18 protein-coding genes are annotated in these 19,146 nt (G+C 59.0%); 8 read left to right on the top strand and 10 right to left on the bottom strand.

The annotated features are described in order from the left end of the window. The first annotated feature begins 151 nt into the window (after window positions 1–151). Entirely contained in the window at window positions 152–1,711 is a 1,560-nt protein-coding gene (locus MSNKSG1_RS12755; RefSeq protein ID WP_008939693.1) for an inorganic phosphate transporter, read from the top strand. 91 nt (window positions 1,712–1,802) lie between these two features. Beyond that, window positions 1,803–2,069 (top strand): hypothetical protein, encoded by a 267-nt coding sequence (locus tag MSNKSG1_RS12750; protein WP_008939692.1) that lies wholly within the window; start codon window positions 1,803–1,805, stop codon window positions 2,067–2,069. Between the two features lie 45 nt (window positions 2,070–2,114). Here the strand turns inward: MSNKSG1_RS12750 and panP are convergent, their stop codons facing one another. From panP to MSNKSG1_RS12730, 4 genes are all read right to left on the bottom strand, one after another. After that, window positions 2,115–3,791, bottom strand: coding sequence for a pyridoxal-dependent aspartate 1-decarboxylase PanP (gene panP / locus MSNKSG1_RS12745; protein WP_008939691.1), 1,677 nt, complete (start codon window positions 3,789–3,791; stop codon window positions 2,115–2,117). Window positions 3,792–3,979: 188 nt separating this feature from the next. Next, a complete protein-coding gene (locus MSNKSG1_RS12740) occupies window positions 3,980–4,324 on the bottom strand; it encodes a DUF503 domain-containing protein (protein WP_008939690.1) in 345 nt (114 codons plus the stop codon). A 61-nt stretch (window positions 4,325–4,385) separates the two neighbouring features. Then, window positions 4,386–6,086 carry an isovaleryl-CoA dehydrogenase gene (locus MSNKSG1_RS12735; protein ID WP_008939689.1) on the bottom strand — a complete coding sequence of 567 codons (1,701 nt, stop codon included), beginning with the start codon at window positions 6,084–6,086 and terminating at the stop codon, window positions 4,386–4,388. A gap of 2 nt (window positions 6,087–6,088) precedes the next feature. Beyond that, window positions 6,089–6,718 carry a TetR/AcrR family transcriptional regulator gene (locus MSNKSG1_RS12730; protein ID WP_008939688.1) on the bottom strand — a complete coding sequence of 210 codons (630 nt, stop codon included), beginning with the start codon at window positions 6,716–6,718 and terminating at the stop codon, window positions 6,089–6,091. 275 nt (window positions 6,719–6,993) lie between these two features. Here MSNKSG1_RS12730 and MSNKSG1_RS12725 point away from each other — a divergent pair, with 275 nt between their 5' ends. From MSNKSG1_RS12725 to MSNKSG1_RS12710, 4 genes are all read left to right on the top strand, one after another. Beyond that, window positions 6,994–7,215, top strand: a complete 222-nt coding sequence (locus tag MSNKSG1_RS12725) for a hypothetical protein (RefSeq protein ID WP_008939687.1) — start codon at window positions 6,994–6,996, stop codon at window positions 7,213–7,215. A 281-nt stretch (window positions 7,216–7,496) separates the two neighbouring features. Then, window positions 7,497–8,507 carry a porphobilinogen synthase gene (gene hemB, locus MSNKSG1_RS12720; protein WP_008939686.1) on the top strand — a complete coding sequence of 337 codons (1,011 nt, stop codon included), beginning with the start codon at window positions 7,497–7,499 and terminating at the stop codon, window positions 8,505–8,507. Between the two features lie 58 nt (window positions 8,508–8,565). Continuing rightward, window positions 8,566–10,710 (top strand): polyphosphate kinase 1, encoded by a 2,145-nt coding sequence (gene ppk1, locus MSNKSG1_RS12715; protein WP_008939685.1) that lies wholly within the window; start codon window positions 8,566–8,568, stop codon window positions 10,708–10,710. Between the two features lie 18 nt (window positions 10,711–10,728). Next, window positions 10,729–12,015 carry a DUF945 family protein gene (locus MSNKSG1_RS12710; RefSeq protein WP_008939684.1) on the top strand — a complete coding sequence of 429 codons (1,287 nt, stop codon included), beginning with the start codon at window positions 10,729–10,731 and terminating at the stop codon, window positions 12,013–12,015. A gap of 61 nt (window positions 12,016–12,076) precedes the next feature. On the opposite strand, the gene MSNKSG1_RS12705 is transcribed toward MSNKSG1_RS12710, so the two are convergent. From MSNKSG1_RS12705 to MSNKSG1_RS12685, 5 genes are all read right to left on the bottom strand, one after another. Continuing rightward, entirely contained in the window at window positions 12,077–12,325 is a 249-nt protein-coding gene (locus tag MSNKSG1_RS12705) for a YfhL family 4Fe-4S dicluster ferredoxin (RefSeq protein ID WP_008939683.1), read from the bottom strand. 16 nt (window positions 12,326–12,341) lie between these two features. Then, window positions 12,342–12,818, bottom strand: a complete 477-nt coding sequence (coaD, locus tag MSNKSG1_RS12700) for a pantetheine-phosphate adenylyltransferase (RefSeq protein ID WP_008939682.1) — start codon at window positions 12,816–12,818, stop codon at window positions 12,342–12,344. Between the two features lie 94 nt (window positions 12,819–12,912). Further along, window positions 12,913–14,505 (bottom strand): GMC family oxidoreductase, encoded by a 1,593-nt coding sequence (locus tag MSNKSG1_RS12695; RefSeq protein ID WP_008939681.1) that lies wholly within the window; start codon window positions 14,503–14,505, stop codon window positions 12,913–12,915. Window positions 14,506–14,531: 26 nt separating this feature from the next. After that, complete coding sequence (locus MSNKSG1_RS12690) at window positions 14,532–15,170, bottom strand: hypothetical protein (RefSeq protein ID WP_008939680.1); 639 nt, start codon at window positions 15,168–15,170, stop codon at window positions 14,532–14,534. Between the two features lie 73 nt (window positions 15,171–15,243). Then, window positions 15,244–16,689, bottom strand: coding sequence for a coniferyl aldehyde dehydrogenase (locus MSNKSG1_RS12685; protein WP_008939679.1), 1,446 nt, complete (start codon window positions 16,687–16,689; stop codon window positions 15,244–15,246). A gap of 178 nt (window positions 16,690–16,867) precedes the next feature. Here MSNKSG1_RS12685 and MSNKSG1_RS12680 point away from each other — a divergent pair, with 178 nt between their 5' ends. Then, window positions 16,868–17,518 carry a TetR/AcrR family transcriptional regulator gene (locus MSNKSG1_RS12680; protein WP_040886921.1) on the top strand — a complete coding sequence of 217 codons (651 nt, stop codon included), beginning with the start codon at window positions 16,868–16,870 and terminating at the stop codon, window positions 17,516–17,518. Window positions 17,519–17,707: 189 nt separating this feature from the next. Here the strand turns inward: MSNKSG1_RS12680 and yihA are convergent, their stop codons facing one another. Further along, window positions 17,708–18,331: a ribosome biogenesis GTP-binding protein YihA/YsxC gene (gene yihA / locus MSNKSG1_RS12675; RefSeq protein WP_008939677.1), complete on the bottom strand. Its 624-nt coding sequence runs from the start codon at window positions 18,329–18,331 to the stop codon at window positions 17,708–17,710. A 172-nt stretch (window positions 18,332–18,503) separates the two neighbouring features. Between yihA and MSNKSG1_RS12670 the strand changes: the two genes are divergently transcribed. Continuing rightward, window positions 18,504–19,112 (top strand): c-type cytochrome, encoded by a 609-nt coding sequence (locus MSNKSG1_RS12670; RefSeq protein ID WP_008939676.1) that lies wholly within the window; start codon window positions 18,504–18,506, stop codon window positions 19,110–19,112. Window positions 19,113–19,146 lie beyond the last annotated feature (34 nt).

Raw genomic sequence — 19,146 nt, 5'->3', positions numbered from 1 at the left:
GACGCCAATTCAAAACATTATCCGTCAAAAAATATGTAAAACGCTGCGACGGATCACAACTGACGTACATGACAGTTGTGTTTCATTTTGATGTCAAAAATTTTATAGTTGCGGGCAAAATTTAACCCCTACCACACGAGATTCAGTCTCTATGGCCCGTTCAACCGGATTCCTGGATACCATCCTCACGAGCCCCTCCACGGAACGATACAGGGTCGGAATCAGTCTGCTGTTTTTGCTCGGCATATGGCTGGCCGTCGGTTCTTTCAGCAATGGAATGCCCAACAGCATGCTCCTCATGGCTGCGGCGGTGATTGGCGGCTACATGGCGATCAATATTGGCGCCAACGATGTCGCCAATAACGTCGGTCCGGCGGTAGGGTCCGGTGCCCTGTCGCTGGGGGCTGCGGTCGTGATCGCGGCCGTATTTGAAGCCGGCGGGGCGCTGATTGCCGGTGGTGACGTGGTGTCTACCATCAAGGGCGACATTATCGATCCCACGGTGCTGGACAATAGTCAGGCGTTTGTCTGGCTGATGACTGCTGCGCTCCTGGCCGGTGCGCTCTGGCTGAATCTCGCCACCTGGATGGGTGCGCCGGTGTCGACCACCCATTCCATCGTGGGTGGCGTCCTGGGTGCCGGCATTGCGGCCGGAGGCTGGGGCATTGCCGACTGGTCGGTTATGGGCAAGATCGTGGCCAGCTGGGTCATTTCGCCGGTACTGGGCGGCTTGCTGGCGGCCCTGTTCCTGCTGGTTATCAAGAAGACCGTGCTCTACCGGCAGAATGTCGTGGCAGCGGCGCGGACCTTTGTGCCCTGGCTGGTGGGGATCATGGCCTGGGCCTTCGGAACCTATCTGATGATCAAGGGGGTCAAGAAGATCATCAAGGTGGATTTCCTGGAAGCGTCACTCATCGGACTGGTTGCGGCAGCCGTGGTCTTTTTCATTGTCCGCGTTCTGGTCAGCCGCCGCGCGGCAACCATGGAAAACAGTGCGAGTGGCGTGAATACCCTGTTCACCTGGCCGCTGATCTTTGCGGCTGCCTTGCTGAGTTTTGCCCACGGTGCCAACGACGTGGCCAATGCGATTGGTCCGCTGGCGGCTATCAATGACGCGTTGGCGGCGGGCGCTGTGATCACTTCGGCCGGTATTCCCCTGTGGGTCATGATGGTTGGTGCGTTGGGCATTGCCGTCGGTCTGATGCTGTTCGGGCCCCGTCTGATCAAGACGGTTGGCAGCGAAATTACCGAACTGGACAAGACCCGGGCGTTCTGTATCGCCCTGTCGGCCGCCCTGACCGTGATCCTGGCGTCGCAACTGGGGTTGCCGGTGAGTTCCACCCACATTGCCATCGGGGGCGTGTTCGGCGTCGGATTCCTCAGGGAGTATCTCAAACGTAACTACGCCACCCAGCTGCACAAGATCATGGAGCATCATGACCCGGCTGAGCAGGAGCGCCTGAAGCCCTTCCTGGATGATTTCCGCAACGCCACCGTGGAAGAGATGGAAAAGCTGCTCAAGCAGGCGAAGAAAAAGAAACAGGTTCCCCTGTCCAAGTCTGAACGGAAGCGGCTCAAGAAGATCTACCGGGAAGAGATGGTCAAACGGTCGCAACTGGTGAAAATTGCCGCGGCCTGGGTCATTACCGTCCCGGCCTCCGCATGTATGGCTGCGATCCTGTTCTTCACGCTGCGAGGCCTGTTGATCTGATCGGGCTGGTTGTCCAGGCCGGCTTTGGTCATACTATTCCCTGCGAAGGGGGCGTTCTGCCCCCGGTATTCCATGGTTCCGGGAGTAACGTATGAGTTCATCCGTTGAAAGCCGTCAGGCGAAGATGATCGACGAGCTGCGAGTCTTTATCAAGAAGGTCCTGAGCGACCCCACAATCGCCGTAAAATCGATGGAAATCGCCAGGAAACACCGGGCGGAGCCCAATGCGGACGAGGTGATTGCCCGGGAGATCAGTGCCAACACCACTATCCGTATTCCTGAGCACTGGAGCGAAGCGGACCGGATGTTTCTGGACATCATTCACGATGTCCTGGACGACGAGGAAGCGCTTTACTGAATCCGGGATTGCCCGGGGCCGTTTTAAGCGCGACCCCGGGTCACTTTATGCCTGTCTTGCGCTCGGTTCGTGCTGTTTCAGCACTGCTGCCGCCATCTGATGCAGGATAGTCATCTCGTCTGAAATCCCCTCATCTCCGGACAGCTTCCTCTGTTCCTCCAGAATTTCCGCCAGGATCTCGCGGGTTGTCAGCGGGTTGGCCAGGACCACCCGGAAGACGATGCACGGGAAACGATAGTAGTGAGCGGGCTCAAGGCGGGTTCTTGAGACAAAGGCCTTGCCTCGTTCACGCTGGATTTTCTGGATGAATTTCGTGATCCGGTTGAGGCAGGTGTTGAGCTTTTCTGCCTGCAGTTCATCCGCGACCCTCAGCGCCTGTTGTACGTCCTCCGGGCAATAACGGTAGGTCAGGATATTGAGTTCCGGTTCGGTGACCAGCTCGAAGTCCGGTGCTTCGTCGATCATCTCACCAAAGATGCGGGCCTTCTCGATGCCCTGGTCAATCAGAATCTCGTACCCTTCCCGCCCGAGGATTCTCAGGCCGGAATGGATCAGCATGGACATACCGGGGCGGGAGCCTTCCAGGGTGGTGCTTCCCAGGTCCCGGGAGCCTTTTCGGATAATGTACTGGGCATGGTGTTCAACCGCCGTGGCAAGGCTTGGGTCCTTGAAGACCACCAGGCCGGCGCCCATGGGGACGTACAGCTGCTTGTGGGCATCGAACGTCACCGAGTCGGCCTTTTCGATGCCGCGGAGCAGGTGTTTGTGGGTTCGGGAGAACAGGGTCGGTCCGCCCCAGGCCGCATCCACATGGAAATGGGCGCCAAATTCGCGGGCAATGTCCGCGACGGCATCCAGCGGATCGACGTTGCCGGTCTCGGTGGTACCCGCAACCCCGCAGATGGCCATGATCTTGATTTTCTGCTTTTGCAGTTCCAGGCACTTCTCCCGCAACGCATCGGGCTGAATGCGGTTCCGGTCGTCAGTCTCGACCGCAATCAACGCGTCCCGGCCCAGGCCAAGAACATCCGCTGCCTTGCGCAGGGAGTAGTGCCCACGGCTTGAGACGAGGATTGCAGCGCCCTCATGGCCGTAATATTTCAGCGCCCGGAACAAACCTTCCTGATGCAGTCCCCGGAAGCTGCCCTCCGCCGGGAATGCGCGGTTCCGGGCGACCCACAGGGCGGTAAGATTGGCAATGGTGCCTCCGGAACACATGACCCCGAGGGTATGTCGGGGATCGTGCATCCACTTACGGTAAAAGGAGCCATCTTCTTCGTACACCAGGCGATGGACCATGCCGAGCACCTGGCGCTCCATGGGCGTAAAGGCCTTGGAAGTTTCGGTCTTCACCAGGTTCTGGTTCAGCGCAATCATGATCTTTGACAGCGGCAGCATGAAGTAGGGCAAAGCCGATGTCATATGGCCGATAAAGGCCGGCGAGGCGGTATGGACCGAGTTGGCGACCAGTTTGTCGAGCAGGAACTGGGCCTGCTCGGAAACGAACACGGGTTTTTCGGGGATGTTGTACTCGGAGAAGTCTTTCTCGACTTCCGAGAGGTCCCGCTCGACGGCAACGATGTGTTCCTGCAGGAAGCCCGCAAGGTTTCGGGAGATGTCCTGGTCTATGCGGCTGAGGGTGGATTCCGGTGCTTCGGGCACCGTGAACACACGATACATCGCCTCAACCGAGGCCTGGGCGGACTTTTTCTTTCCGGTCATAGGCACCACGCACAATCAGTGGTCATCCGAGGGCCGGTTCCGGATGCCCAACGGACACAGCCGGAACACGATCCGGCGTCGGCAAAATTGGTTACCCGCTTCATGCAGGTTAGCTGGCATCCCTGAGGACGCGTAGTATACGGCGTCACTGGCTGTTACGCCACCGACGCCCCTGAGCAGGCATGATGTCAGAGAATTTCACGCTGCACATCAAGCACGGCGGCGTCTACTTTCTCCTCAATGGCCTTTTCGACAAGGTCGAGGCGCTGGCTGATCTGGCGAGAGGAGGTGCCGAGGGCCGCAATGGTCCAGGTGGCGCAATCCAGTGCGTCGTGATCGGCGGTTTCGGCCACGGCCAGATCCGGTTCCTTGCCCCAGACGGCTTTCAATGCGGTAAAGACCTTGCGCTTGGCTTTCAGGTCTTCACAGCCATAAAGCTGGAAATGCAGGGTCAGGACGCCCACATGCGGTGTGATCACCGGCTGTTGGGGCAAGTTGCCTTCCCTCAGGAGTTTTCGCAGGGCTTCTGACATGGTTGGTTCCGGCTTTGGTGCTGGATCCGGCGGGAACGGGTTCCCGCCGAAGGTAATGTCATTAGCCTACTACAGGCGTAGCCCGTTTGATAATGGCCGCGGGGTCGGTGCCGGAGGGCAGGTTTCCATAATTCTGACCGCCCGTGTTCTCCAGGCGGGAGGCGCAGAAGGCGTCTGCCACGGCCTTGTCGGAGTGGCGGATCAGCAGGGAGGCCTGCAGGGCCAGGGCCATCCGGTCCACCAGGTTGCGAGCCCGGTACTGGAAATCGCTGATGTCGGCGAAATCGTCCTGCAACTGCGTGAGGAACTGGTCAAAGCGACGGTCAGTACCTCTGGCTTCGGCGGTTTCCAGGAAAAAGGCATCGAGGGTCTCGGGTTCCTTCTGCAGGGCGCGGAGTGTGTCGAGACACTGGACGTTGCCGCTGCCTTCCCAGATAGCATTCACCGGCGATTCTCGGAACAGGCGGGGCATGATGCAGTCTTCCATGACACCGCTTCCGCCAATGCACTCCATGGCCTCATAGGCATGGTTGGGGGTGCGTTTACAGATCCAGTACTTGCCGATGGGGGTTGCCAGGCGCGTGAACAGACGTTCGCGCTCGTCGTCCTGGTTATCGAGAGCGCGGGCGACTCGCATGGTGTACGCGAGGGCCGCCTCACTTTCCAGGGCCAGGTCGGCCAGGACATTCTGCATCAGTGGTTGTTCGATCAGGCGATTGCCGAAGGCGCTCCGGTGGCGGCAGTGATGGGTCGCCTGAGCGACGGCCTGGCGCATACCGGCGGAGCTGCCGATCATGCAGTCGAAGCGGGTCATGGCTACCATCTCGATGATGGTGGGTACGCCACGGCCTTCCTCCCCGACCATCCAGGCCAGTGCTCCGCGCAGTTCCGCTTCACTGGAGGCGTTAGCCACGTTACCCATCTTGTTTTTCAGTCGCTGGACCTGCCAGGGGTTTTTGCTGCCATCCGGCCGCCAGCGCGGCATCAGGAAGCAGGAAAGGCCATTGGCCGTCTGGGCCAGCACGAGAAAAGCATCGCACATGGGGGCAGAGACAAACCATTTATGCCCCACCAACTCATAGGCTTCGCCCGGCCCCTCGCTCCCTATCGGATAGGCTCGGGTACTGTTGGCACGAACGTCGCTGCCGCCCTGCTTTTCGGTCATGGCCATGCCGATGGTGACCGACGTTTTTTCCGAATCGGGCAGGTTTCGGGGATCGTAGCGATTGGCGAGGATTTTCTGCTCCCAGTCCGCTGCCAGGTTTGCCTGCTTTCGAATGGACGGGATGGCAGCGAAGGTCATGGTCACCGGGCAGCAGTGGGCGGCTTCCACCTGGGAATGCATATAATAGCGGGCGGCACGGGCGACGTGGGCGCCCTGCCCGGGATGGGTCCAGGGGCTGCTGTGAAGGCCGTTTTCCATGGCGATGCGCATGAGCTCATGGTACGAAGGATGGAAATCGACCTCGTCGATGCGGTGACCAAACCGGTCGTGGGTGTTGAACACCGGTTTATTGTTGTTGGCGCGAAAGCCCAGGTCGATGGTGTCCGCGCCTCCCGCCAGTGCGCCAAAAGCCTGCAGATCGCTGGCGGCATGGGCAGCGCCTTCCCGCACGGTCGCTTCCTGAAGCGCCTGGTCCTGTTCGAACAGGTTGTAGTCCTGCAGGGCTGGCGGCTGGTTGAATACGTCGTGGGTGACCGCCAGGTAGCGGTCTTCGTGTTTCGGCGTGTCACTATCGGGTCTGAGCTGGCGCGCTGTCATGGCTATCTCCTGGAGCCGGTCAACCCCTGCACGCAAAAACGGACGATGGAGTCGACCAGCCGGTTCTTGTCCGTTTCGGTCAATGAATTCTGGCTGGCCAGTGTCGGAGACAGTGGGCCAACCAGGCTTTCTGCAATGGCGCCCACGAGACAGGTGCTGCTCTGGCGGGCGTCGTGATCCGGTATGCAGCCTTCGGCTATGCCTTCCCGGATCGCTCTCTCGAAATGTTCTGCATAGGCTCGGCGGTAAACCAGCCGTTCCTCTTCCAGCTTCGGATCCACGGGTTCGGCGATCAGCGACCAGGCCATCATGGGGCCCCTTAATGCGCGCTCGGCGAACTGCCGCAGGGCATTTTCCAGTCTCGTGGTCGCGTCACCCGGCGTGTCGAGTGCCTCGGCGACCTTATCCACTTCCTTCTGTGTTGCCGTGCGGAAAATTTCGGCGAACAGGTCTTCCCGGGATTCAAAGTGCCGGTAGATCGTTCCCGTCGCGACACCGGCAAGTCCGGCGATCCTGGTGATCCGGGCACTCCGGAAGCCGCCTTCGGCAACACACTCGTAAGTGCACTCCACGATTCGTCGACGGGCCTCAGCCTTGCGTTGTCGCATTTTCTCCGTTTCACGATAGGCCATGCCTACTCCTTATAAGCAGTGAATCATTATTCATTCTTTGTGTCAATCAAGAAGCGGTGTCTTGTAGCTCTATTAAATCTTTAAAATCAGTCTATTATGGTCTGTAACAAAAATTTACAAAAATGTCGTTGCCGGGAAATGGCGTCGTCAGGATTTCGGGATTATAAAGACGCCAAGACGAACCGGTTGATGGCGCGTTCGTCGACACAGAGTGCGCGTTGGCCACCTCAGGCGAGCGCACTTTCAGATCTGTTTTCGTTGATGGAGATGAGCCCGTGAGTGAATTCGACGAAAGCAACCTGGAGCAGTCCGGGAGCTGGGGCAGCGACAGCGAGGATACCCATTCCGTCGCCGGTCGGGCGCGGGTCAGGGCGCAGTTGCAGGCGGATATTGAGTCGTTCCTGCAACAGGGTGGCAAAATCCAGCAAGTGGACAATGCCTTCCGTGCCAATTCCCCCCGAAAGGTCGATGTGGGATTCAACAATCGCTCCTTCTGATTCGGTTCCGGGGGTACAGGGCGGCGCTTTGGCTTCGCCCTGTACCCATATTCCTTCGATAGCCTGCCCCGGATAATAGCAGGAACCTGGATTTCCGGCGGGCGGTTGGCGGCGTCTTTTGAACTCGTCGTCATGAAAATGTCATAAGTCTCCGCGAGGATTGCCTCTGCGGCAACTGCACCGGCAGGCGGTTGCCGTGTATCATGGCAGGCAGAGTGGTTTTTCGGGGTTCCCGGGCGCCATCACCAATACTTTCCCGTCATGCTATCAGGAGGCCTTCCGTGTCGAGTCTGACTCCCCGCTCATTTCCGCGTACCCGTCTGCGTCGCAACCGTGCCAGTGATTTTTCACGGCGTCTGGTGCGGGAAAACCCGTTGACCCCGGACAACCTGATTTATCCGGTATTCGTACTGGAAGGCGAGGGGCAGCGCGAGTCCGTTCCGTCCATGCCCGGCGTTGAACGCCTGAGTATCGATTTGCTGGTGGAACAGGCGGCCGAACTGGTCGATCTCGGTATTCCGGCGGTTGCCTTGTTCCCGGTGGTGCCGAAAGAAAAGAAAAACCTGTCGGGTTCCGGGGCCTGGGACTCTGATGGCCTGGCCCAGCGTGCTGTCCGGGCGCTCAAGAAAGCCCACCCTGAACTGGGCGTGATCACCGATGTGGCGCTGGATCCGTTTACCACCCACGGACAGGATGGGATCATCGACAATGACGGTTATGTACTCAATGACGTGACGGTAGAGGCCCTGGTTAACCAGGCGCTGTCCCACGCCGATGCGGGGGCCGACGTGGTGGCCCCTTCCGATATGATGGATGGCCGGATTGCGGCGATTCGCGATGCCCTGGAATCGGCTGGGTATGTGAACACTCGCATTCTGGCCTATTCTGCGAAGTATGCCTCCAGCTACTACGGCCCATTCCGGGATGCGGTCGGTTCCGCTGCCAATCTTGGCAAGGGCAACAAGTCGACCTATCAGATGGACCCGGCCAACAGCGATGAGGCTTTGCACGAAGTGGCGCTGGATCTTGCCGAAGGCGCCGACATGGTGATGATCAAGCCGGGAATGCCCTATCTGGATATCGTTCACCGTGTGAAGAAGGAATTGCAGGTACCCACCTTCGTCTATCAGGTCAGTGGTGAGTACGCGATGCACATGGCGGCCGCTGAGAACGGTTGGCTCGACGGCGACGCGGTGATGATGGAAAGCCTCATGGCGATGCGACGGGCCGGTGCCGACGGCATTCTGACCTACTTTGCGGTGCGTGCGGCCCGGCTGATGCGGGGCCGGTGAGACAGGACGGCGTGGCAGGTCAGAAAATGCAGGTCAGAGGAGCGGGATCGAGAAGCGTATGACAATGGAATCGGCAAAAACACGGGCAACGGCGGACGCGGACCAGAGCGTCCCGGCTCCGGTCGACGTACCCCCCGCTGGCGAAGAGATCAATCTTGACGCCAGCGAAAATTACTTCAACCGGGAACTGAGCCAGCTCCAGTTTAATTACCGGGTGCTGAAGCAGGCGATGGACCCCACCCATCCACTGATCAACCGACTGATTTTCTGCTGCATCTTCAGCAGCAACATGGATGAGTTTTTCGAGATCCGGGTGGCCGGTCTCCGCCAGCAGATGAAGTACGGGCGTGAAACCATTGGTGCCGACGGCATGCTTCCGGAACAGGCGCTCGCCGAAATCAGCCGGGTCGCCCACGAATACATCAACGAGCAGTATGACATTCTCAACAATGTCCTGATTCCGGAGATGGAACGGGAGAATATTCATTTCGTCCGGCGCAGGGAGTGGACGCCTGAGCAGGCCGAGTGGGTGCGCAACTATTTCGAGGAAGAAATTCTGCCGGTGGTCAGTCCTATCGGTCTGGACCCGTCCCACCCGTTCCCTAGGCTGGTGAATAAAAGCCTCAATTTCATCGTCGAGCTGGATGGCAAAGACGCCTTTGGTCGCGAGACCGGTATGGCGATCGTGCCGGCCCCCCGGTCATTGCCACGGCTTGTGAGGCTGCCGGACGAAGTGTGCGGCGACGGCGACAACCTGGTGTTTCTGTCGTCGATGATTCACGCCCACGCCGATGAACTGTTTCCGGGCATGGAAGTGAAGGGCTGCTATCAGTTCCGTTTGACGCGCAACGCCGACCTGGAGCTCGAAGACGACCTTGAGGATCTGGCCTCCGCCCTGAGGGGCGAGTTGCTGAGCCGTCGCTTCGGTGACGGTGTTCGATTGGAGGTGGCGGATAACTGCCCACAGGAAATGATGCAGTTCCTGCTGACCGAGTTCGGTCTGACCGAGCGTGACCTGTATCAGGTCCACGGGCCGGTCAACCTGACCCGGCTGATGGCCGTCAGCGGCCTGGTGGATCGGCCGGATCTGACCTATTCGGGATTTTCGCCCTCGATTCCGAAACAGATTCGCAGCCGGGATTCGATGTTTGATGCCATTCGCAAGCGCCCGATCCTGCTGCTGCACCCCTATGAGAACTTCAGCCCCGTTGTCGACCTGCTGCGCCAGGCCGCCAAGGATCCGCACGTTCTGGCCATTCGTCAGACCCTCTACCGCACCGGTGCCGAATCGGAAATCGTGGAGGCGCTGGCCGATGCGGCGCGTCGTGGCAAGGAAGTGACGGCCGTTATCGAGCTTCGGGCCCGATTCAGTGAGGCGGAGAACCTGGAGCTGGCCAGTCGCCTCCAGGAGGCCGGTGTGATCGTGGTGTACGGGGTGGTTGGTTACAAGACCCACGCCAAAATGATTCTGATCGTCCGTCGTGAAGAAGGTCGTCTTCGTCGCTATGTGCACCTTGGGACCGGTAACTACCATGCCGGTAATGCCCGACTCTATACCGACTACAGTTTCATGACCTGCGACGAGTCGATTGGTGACGACGTCAATAAACTGTTCCAGCAGTTGACCGGCATGGGCAAGGCGCTGAAGATCAAGAAGCTGTTTCACGCACCATTCACGCTCCATACGCGTCTGCTCGCCCTGATTGAGCGGGAGGCGGAGTTTGGCGAAAACGGCCGCATCATTCTGAAGTTCAATGCCCTGACGGAAACCCAGTTGATCAAGGCGCTGTACCGGGCCTCGCAGGCTGGCGTGCAGATCGATCTGATCATCCGGGGAATCTGCTGTCTTCGCCCCCAGGTGCCGGGGTTGTCGGATAACATCCGGGTCCGGTCGATCATTGGTCGTTTCCTGGAGCACACGCGGGTGTATTATTTTGGCAACAACGGTAAAACGGAGGTGTACTGTTCCAGCGCTGATGGTATGGAACGCAACCTGCTGAGCCGCGTGGAGACCGCGTTTCCCATTGAGGATCCGTCCCTGGTAGCGCGCGTGAAAGAAGATCTCGATACCTATCTGGCCGACAATTGTCAGTCGTGGGTCTTGCAGTCGGATGGCAGCTATCTGCAGAATCAGCCAGCGGAAGGCGAGGAACGACTCGCGTCCCAGCTGGTCCTGCTGGATCGCCTTACCGGAAAACCCTGATCGATAACGGAGGCGCCCTTGAAGCGCAAATGGATTATTGCCGGCGCCGTTGTGCTGGTTGTCGCCGGTGCCCTGCCCTGGGGGGTGGGATACCTGACGGAATACCAGTGGCAGCAGGCCACAACCGAAGTGAACGATGCCCAGCCGTTCATGCACATGGAAACCAGCGACTACCGACGGGGGATACTCGGCTCTGATATCCAGGTGGCCGTCGTGATCGCCAATCCGGAAACCGGTGACACCCACCGCTACCGGTTGCACGCCGACGTCGATCACGGGGTTACCGGCAGCCTGATTCACCTTCGTCCCGTCGACGGCTGGTCGCCGAAAGACGCCAACTGGTTCGCCGGAAAAGAACCGAAACTGACGCTCGAAACCCGCGTCTGGGGGACGGCGACCCTGACATTTGATGTGCCCGCCACCCGTATTCGTAATCCGGAATCCGGCGAGAGCGTCACCCTGAGCCCAGGTTCGGCGAAGCTCGAGTTCAGTGATCAGGGGCAGGAGGTACATGCGTTCGCCCAGGTTTCGGATGTGACCCTGAAAAGCGCAGATGCTGAACTCCGCTTTTCAGGGGTGCACCTGCAACAAATCATGGAGCACCTGTCCGGAGAGGTATGGACCGGTAATGGCGAATTGAACCTGGCGTCGATGAGCCTGAGACCGAAGAATGGCGCGTCTGTCTCGCTGAAAGGGCTCCGGATCGCCAGTTCCAGCGAGTCCCGGGATGACGGTGCCCGTCTGGATTCACAAATGGACGTCAATCTGCAGTCGGTCTCCTCGGAGGCAGGCACCTATGGTCCTCACCGACTGGTCGTGGCGCTGAAGGATCTGGATGTGGCGAGCTGGGATGTCTTTACCTCCGGCCTGTCCAACCTGCAGGAAGTCAGTCAGTCAGACGCTGGGGTGCCGGACATGGAACAACAGATGGCGGCCATTCAGCAGATGAACGACGCGCTGAGAAACCTGGCGGCTGCCGGTTTCGAGTTTGCGATCCCGAAACTGAGCATTGCCACGCCCGAGGGCGAAGTAAAAGGGCATTTGAGTGTGCGTCATCCGGAACTGTCCGGCGATGACAGGTCCGGCATGTTGCTGGTGATGCAGCGTCTGACCGGGAACCTGCATTTCGGACTGCCGCTTTCACTTGTCGAGAACTATCCTGAAATCCGGATGCAGGCCGCGCCCCTGATCAAGCAGGGACTGTTGGTGGAAAAGGGCGAGAGACTGGTGATGGACGCCACGCTGAACGATATGGTGGTGAAAGTGAACAAGGATGTTGAGGTGCCCCTGCCGCCGGTTCTCTGACGGCGCCATGTTCCATAAAAAAAGCCCCGAACGGGGCTTTTTTTTATGGTTGGGCGGCTCGTTACAGGCCCGTCAGGCGATGATATTTTTCCATCAGCTGATCTTTCGATTCGGCATGTTCCGGATCCAGTGGGATACAGTCCACCGGACACACCTGCTGACATTGCGGCTCGTCGTAATGGCCGACACACTCGGTGCACTTGTTCGGATCAATCACGTAGATCTCATCGCCCGGAGAAATTGCCTCGTTGGGGCATTCCGGTTCACAGACGTCGCAGTTAATGCATTCGTCGGTAATCATCAGGGCCATCTGCGTTTCCTCAGGCTCAGTTGAACTTCTGTTTCAGGGCGGCCTCGACAGCCGGGTCGACAAACTCGGATACATCCCCGCCCAGGGATGCGATTTCCCGGATCAGGGTGGAGGAAATATACGACAGGTGATTGGCGGGTGTCAGGAACACGCTCTCCACCTCCGGTGCGAGTCGCCGGTTCATGTCCGCCAACTGGAATTCGTACTCGAAGTCGGAGACGGCGCGCAGCCCCCGGAGGATGACAGTGGCGCCCTGTTCCCTGACAAAATCCGCCAGGAGGTTGCTGAAGCCCGTGACGGTGACATTCGACAGGTGGGCGGTGGCCTTGCGGACCAGATCACAGCGTTCCTCAAGGTTGAGGAGTGGCTGTTTCTTCGGATTGTAGGCGACGGCAACAACGATTTCGTCGAACATTCGGCCGGCCCGTTCGATAAGATCGGTGTGGCCGTTGGTGATGGGATCAAAGGTGCCCGGGTAGATGACTTTGGACATGCACAGCTCCTTTATTCGCTGGCTGCAATCATATCAGCATTCCCGGGGGTTCTGTAGTTGCAGCGAAGCCGTCCCTGGCTTCGGAAATGGCGCTTTAACCGGCCAGTTTCGTCGCCAGCCGGGTACTGTTGCGCGCCGCCAGTGTGTAGACGGACAGCTGAGGGTTTGCGCCGATGCTGGTCGGGAAAATCGACGCATCGTGCACGCTCAGGTTGCGGACCTGGTGATGTTCCCCAAAACCATTGACGACAGATTCTTCCGGTCTGGCCCCCATGCCGCAGCCGCCCATCTGGTGCGCGGTGAACAGACGAACCCGGTGGAGTTCCATCGGCAGGCGATCGATCGCTGCCCGGGCCTCGGCCAGACTGGTGTACCACCCGGCGTCCATGTGGACCGGACGTACCCGTTTGGCGCCTGCGGCAAACTGCACCTCTGCCATGGTGTGATAGGCCCGGCGCAGGCCGTCCCAGAGATAATCGGTCACCGGATAGTCGAGTACCGGACTGCCGTCGTCACGCAGGCTGATGCTGCCGCCCGGGCTATCCGGATGGAAGCCGTCACGAAGCAGGGCGATGACCGAGTTCATCCAGGGCAGTCTGGCCATGTTGTCGGCCTGGGCCTGGCCGTGGCCGGGAATGACCCCGCTGGACATGGCCGGGTGGAGAGGAGGGACCTCCAGTTTGTAGCCGGCCGGACCGCTCACGCCCTTCAGGAAATTGAAGTGGTCGGAATACACCGATTGGGGGGCTCCGTAGAAAGGGTCGACCTTGTTGGGCATGTCGGCAACCGACGCGTTCACCGGATGGATAAAGGATCGTTTGCCGAGCCGGCCATAGGGGTCCGGTATGTCTGAGCGCAACAACAGTCCGGGGGTACCGATGGCACTGGCTGCGGCCACAAAGTGTCGGGCCTTCAGGGTGACGGTGATGCCGGACGGGGTGACGCCGTCGGCACCCATGGCGCTGGCTTCGAGGCGATCGATCCGATCCTGGTCCATGACCAGACGGTCTGCCCGGAGCCCGTGGAACAGGCGGGCCTCGTGGTTCAGGGCGCCGGGAACCGTGGTCAGCAAGGCGCCCTGCTTGGCATTGGTCGGGCAACCAACGCCGCAATAGCCCAGATTCCAGCACCCCTTGACGTTCCGGGGGATGATGTCCCAGGTGTAACCCAGAGAGCTGCACCCCTGTCTCAGAATGTCGTTGTTGACGTTCGGATCCATGTCCCAGGGCGACATGTTGTGTCGTTCTTCACGACCTTCGAACCATGGCGCCATGGCGGTGGGCGTCAGCGCCTCGAGGCCGAACTGTTCGGCCCAGTAGTTCAGGGTTTCGTCCGGTGTCCGGAAGCTGCTGGTCCAGTTGACGGTTGTCGAGCCTCCGACACATCGCCCCTGCAGGATGGCGATGGCCCCATCCCGGGTGACCCGGCTCATGCCCTCCTGATACAGGTTGGCGTACGAGGTGAGCTCGTCCATCTTGAAATCTTTCTGGTAATACAGCCGGCCTTCCTCCACCAGGATGACGGAGAGGCCTGCCCGGGCCAGGATCTCAGCCGTGGTGCCGCCACCGGCACCGGTGCCGATCACCACCACATCTGCTTCCACTGTCTGGTTTGCTGTCAGGGTTGCACCGTCGGTGACGTTCCAGCCGGACGCAAGGCCCTGTCCAATGACATCGTTTGACTGCATGTTTCACTCCGTTGGTCTGCTGGAAATCAGGCGTTGTGGAATTGGGGCAGGGCGTCGACCGCATACTGAGGCGGGCCGGGATAACCGGACAGATGCCAGAAATCCTGATAGCCGTAAAAGGCGACGTTGCTGATCTTGGTCAGTGCAATATAACCCTTGTTGAACAGTCCGATGCTGCTGGTGCGCCAGCGCTCGAGAAAGGCGTCTGCCTCGGAGGTCGTCACATTGGGCCAGCTGGACCAGACCCGGGCAACCGTGACCCGCGTCAGGCCAAAATTGAGCAGGTCAAACAGTTGTCGGAGTTCTGCCTGGTTGGCAGGCCCGAACTGGTGAATGCCGGAATCGATACGCTCGATGGTGCCGGCGATTGCCTGTCGGCGTGCCTCGGGCTGCTCTGGCAGGCCGGGACCGACAATGGCCGGCAGCAAGGCTTCGAACAGTTGGATATCATCGTTGGTCAGAAAGCGGAAGTTGTAACTGGCGTCCATCCGGGTGCCGACAGCCGTGATCCGACCGGCGGGTGCGGAGGCACATCCGGAGAGGCCGGCAGTCACGCTGACGGTGCCAAGGAACAGGGCGCCACCAAGTCCGGTTTTCAGAAAACGCCGGCGATCCAGTCCGATCCCGGTTTCTTCAGTGTCAGGGGCGTGGTTCTGTTGGTTCATGTTGGCGTGTCTTTTGTTGTTGTCGTGGAGGTTGCCGCAGGACCGGTCTTCGCACCGATCCTGCGGGGACAGCTCAGCGGATAAACAGCTTGTACACCAATTTATGCGCTGCGGTTCCGTGAGGCGCGTACACAAACTTGCCGCTGTTAAATTTCTGCTTGGTGAAGATCGCCCGGTGATGGGAGAGGGTCAGGAACCCTTCCTTGCCGTGATAATGGCCCATGCCCGAATCGCCGATACCGCCAAACGGCAGGTCATCCTGGGCGACATGCATCAGGGCGTCGTTAATACACATGCCCCCGGAGAGCGTGTTCTCAACGACCTGACGTTGGTGGTCCCGGTCGTAGCCAAAGAAATAGAGGGCCAGCGGCCGGGGACGATCATTGATGTAGTGGATCGCCTCCTCCAGTGCGCCGTAGGCCACAACCGGAAGTATCGGGCCAAAGATTTCATCCTGCATGACTTTCATGTCCGGCGTGGTCTTGAGCACCAGCGTCAGGGGAATCTTGCGGGTACCGTCTTTCAGGTCCTCGCGCGCGGGATTGATTTCGATGACCTCGGCGCCCTTCGCCCGGGCATCCTCAAGATAGCTCTGCAGACGGTCGTATTGCCGTTCGTTGATGATGGCGGTGTAGTCGTCGTTATCGCGCAGGGTCGGGTACATCTCGGCGAAGCGGCTGCGGAACTCGTCCACAAACGCCTGAACCCGATCGGACGGACACAGGACATAATCCGGTGCGACGCAGGTCTGTCCGGCGTTGAAGGCCTTGCCAAAGGCGATGCGTTGGGCGGCGTCTTCCATGGGCACATCCGGTGACACGATGGCCGGCGACTTGCCGCCCAGTTCCAGGGTCACCGGTGTGAGGTTTTCCGCTGCCGCCCGCATGACCATCTTGCCGACGGAGGTTGAGCCGGTGAACAGCAGGTGGTCAAACGGACGGGACGAAAAATCGGCCGCCACATCGGCTTCGCCGTTGATCACACAGACCAGATCTTCCGGGAAGGTGGCCTCGATGATCTCCTTGAACAGCGCCGAGGTATGGGGCGTGTACTCGGACATCTTGACCATGGTCCGGTTGCCGGCTGCCAGCGAAGCCACCAGTGGCCCGACGGCCAGATAAAGCGGGTAGTTCCAGGGGACAATAACACCAACCACACCCTTTGGTTGATAGTGCACATGGTTGCTGGCTGGCTGGAACAGAACCGAGACATGCCGCCGGGAGGGTTTCATCCAGCCGGCGAGATTCTTCAGGGTGTAGTTGATGCCCTGAATGGAAGGCATCACTTCGGCGATCAGGGACTCGTCCCTGGAACGGCAGCTGAAATCCCGGTCGATGGCCTCCAGGAGTCGATCCTGGTTGGTCAGCAGTGCGCGTTTGAGGCGCTTGAGATTTTCCTGGCGCTCCGCCAGCGAAGGCATGGTATTGCTGCGAAACGCCTTTTTCTGTTCTTCGAAGACACGGTGTGTATGCTGAATGTGCTTCTTGCTTTCAGTCAGCTGGACAACGGTGGCAGCCATGACGCTCTCCTCAGTGCAACCGGTTCAGTGGCCGGGTGCGTCTTGTTGTGGTGTGGCCAAAAAGTAGCCAATTTGCATCAGGGTCTATTATTAGAGTATATACTCTAGTGAGTCAAGCAAGGCCCGATGGCCTATCGGGCCAGTCACAGCGCGATCACCAAAAAGTATCGACACCCCTATGAAAACAAGAGACAAAATCCTTTTGGCCAGCCTCGAACTGTTCAATGAACGAGGCGAGCGGAACGTCACGACAAACCACATTGCGGCCCATCTGGCGATATCCCCCGGAAACCTCTATTACCATTTCCGGAACAAGTCGGACATCATCTACGAGATCTTTCTCGAATACGAAAAGCTGGTGGATTTTTACCTGGATATCCCGGAAGACCGATCACTGACGCTCGAGGACCTCACGTTTTATCTGGAATCCGTGTTCGATGGCCTCTGGAGTTACCGGTTTTTTCACCGGGACCTCGAGTATCTGCTCGACAGTGACAACCGGTTGCGACGGGATTATCGGGACTTCACGAATCGGTGTCTGGGATCGATCCGGCTGATTTTCGAAAAGATGGCGGAGGCGGGCATCATCGAACCCCAGCCGGTGGATCTGCGGACCGCGATGTCACTCAATGTCTGGCTGGTGATCACTAACTGGATGGCGTTCCTGAAAACCGCCCACGCGGCCGAAGATTCCAACAACCTGACTCTGACGGAGCTGAAGCAGGGCATCTATCAGGTGCTGACGCTCGAGATCCCCTACCTGACACCGGCGTATCGGGAACAGGTGATGGCGCTGAGGGAGCAATATCGGCCTTCGTTACCGGCGTGAGCGGCTGGTCACCGGGGTGTGATTAAAAAATAGACAGTTTTCGGAACTTTTTGCCGGATTGTCCGTCAAAACTGGCGACGTTGGGAAAATCGGACATTCCTTGCGTCTCCTGAGTGAGTTCTCAGGTTTTAGCACGTCGCAAACCCTGACGTTTTACCGGTCTGTCTTCTGGCAGACCGGTTTTTTCGTTTATGGGGCCGTAAGCCAGTCGTTCAGTGCCTCCCGGCATTCATCAACCCCCCGTTTGGAGGTGGCTGAAAACATGATCAGGTGTTCCAGACACTGGAAGTCCTGCAGCTTTTTCGCGATGCCCAGCATGGCGGTCTTGGCCTGGCCGAACTTCAGCTTGTCCGCCTTGGTGGCCAGTATCATGAGCGGCAGGCGATTGTGTTCGCACCATTCAACCATCATCTGGTCGAAATCCGTCAACGGATGCCGGATGTCCATCACCAGTACCAACCCACGCAGGCAGCGCCGATCATTGAGGTAATGCCCCAGGTGCTGTTGCCAGTCGTCTTTCATGTCCCGGGAGACTTTTGCGTAGCCGTAGCCGGGCAGATCGACGAGCCGGCAGTCTTCCCGGTTCAGCGAAAAAAAGTTGATAAGCCGGGTGCGCCCGGGTGTTTTGGAGGTACGTGCGAGTTTGCCATTGGCGGTGATTGCGTTCAGGGCGCTGGATTTCCCCGCATTCGAGCGTCCGGCGAAGGCGATTTCCGCGCCGGAATCCGGCGGGCACTCGTTCAGCCTGGAAGCGCTGATCAGAAAACGGGCGCTGTTAAAAGAGACGGATTTTTGAGTCAGATCAGGGTCCACTACGGTTGGCTTCCCTTTGGATTTCAGTTACCGATGATTAATGTATAATGCTACACCAAATCTGGGTGGTGCGCTTGGCGCGACCGCTATCAGCCTCGGTTTTGAGCCTGCCTGTCAGTGCCTGCCGGCTGCATGTTAAGAATACTTTCAAGATGAGAGAAGTGGAGCGAGCATGAAAAAACTGATCGCAGGAGTGGTTCTTGGTGTCAGCCTCACGTCGCTGGCGTATGGCGCCGGAGATCCTCAGGCAGGTGAACAGAAAGCAGCAGTATGTGCCGGGTGCCATGGCCAGGGTGGCCAGAAGCCGGTTATGGGATCATACCCGAAATTGTCCGGGCTGGGAGAAAAGTACCTGTTCAACCAGCTGCAGGCCATCAAGTCCGGCAAGCGTGCCGTGCCTCAGATGGCTGGAATTCTGGACAACATGTCCACGCAGGACCTGCAGAATCTGGCGGCCTACATGGACAATCAGGAAATGATCGTCAATCAGGCCGACCCGGCGCTGATTGCACAGGGTGAGGCCCTTTACCGCGGCGGTAATCTGGCGTCTGGTGTTCCGGCCTGTGCGGGCTGTCATAACCCCCAGGGGCTTGGCAACAAGCCGGGCGGTTTCCCCCGTCTGGGTGGCCAGAATGCGGAATACGTCATGACCCAGTTGAAAGCCTATCGCAGTGGTTCACGTGCGACCGATTCCAACTCTGCGATCATGATGGACGTTGCCGCGAAGTTGACCGATGCAGAAATCGAAGCGGTAGCCAATTACGTGTCCGGGCTCCACTGAGGCCGGTCGCTGTTGTTGAAAAACCCCGCGATGC

It is taken from the genome of Marinobacter santoriniensis NKSG1, from assembly GCF_000347775.1.
In the GTDB taxonomy this organism is placed as follows: Bacteria; Pseudomonadota; Gammaproteobacteria; order Pseudomonadales; family Oleiphilaceae; genus Marinobacter; species Marinobacter santoriniensis.
Note: the sequence above shows the minus strand (reverse complement) of the source record. Positions and strands in the feature narration are given on the sequence as shown.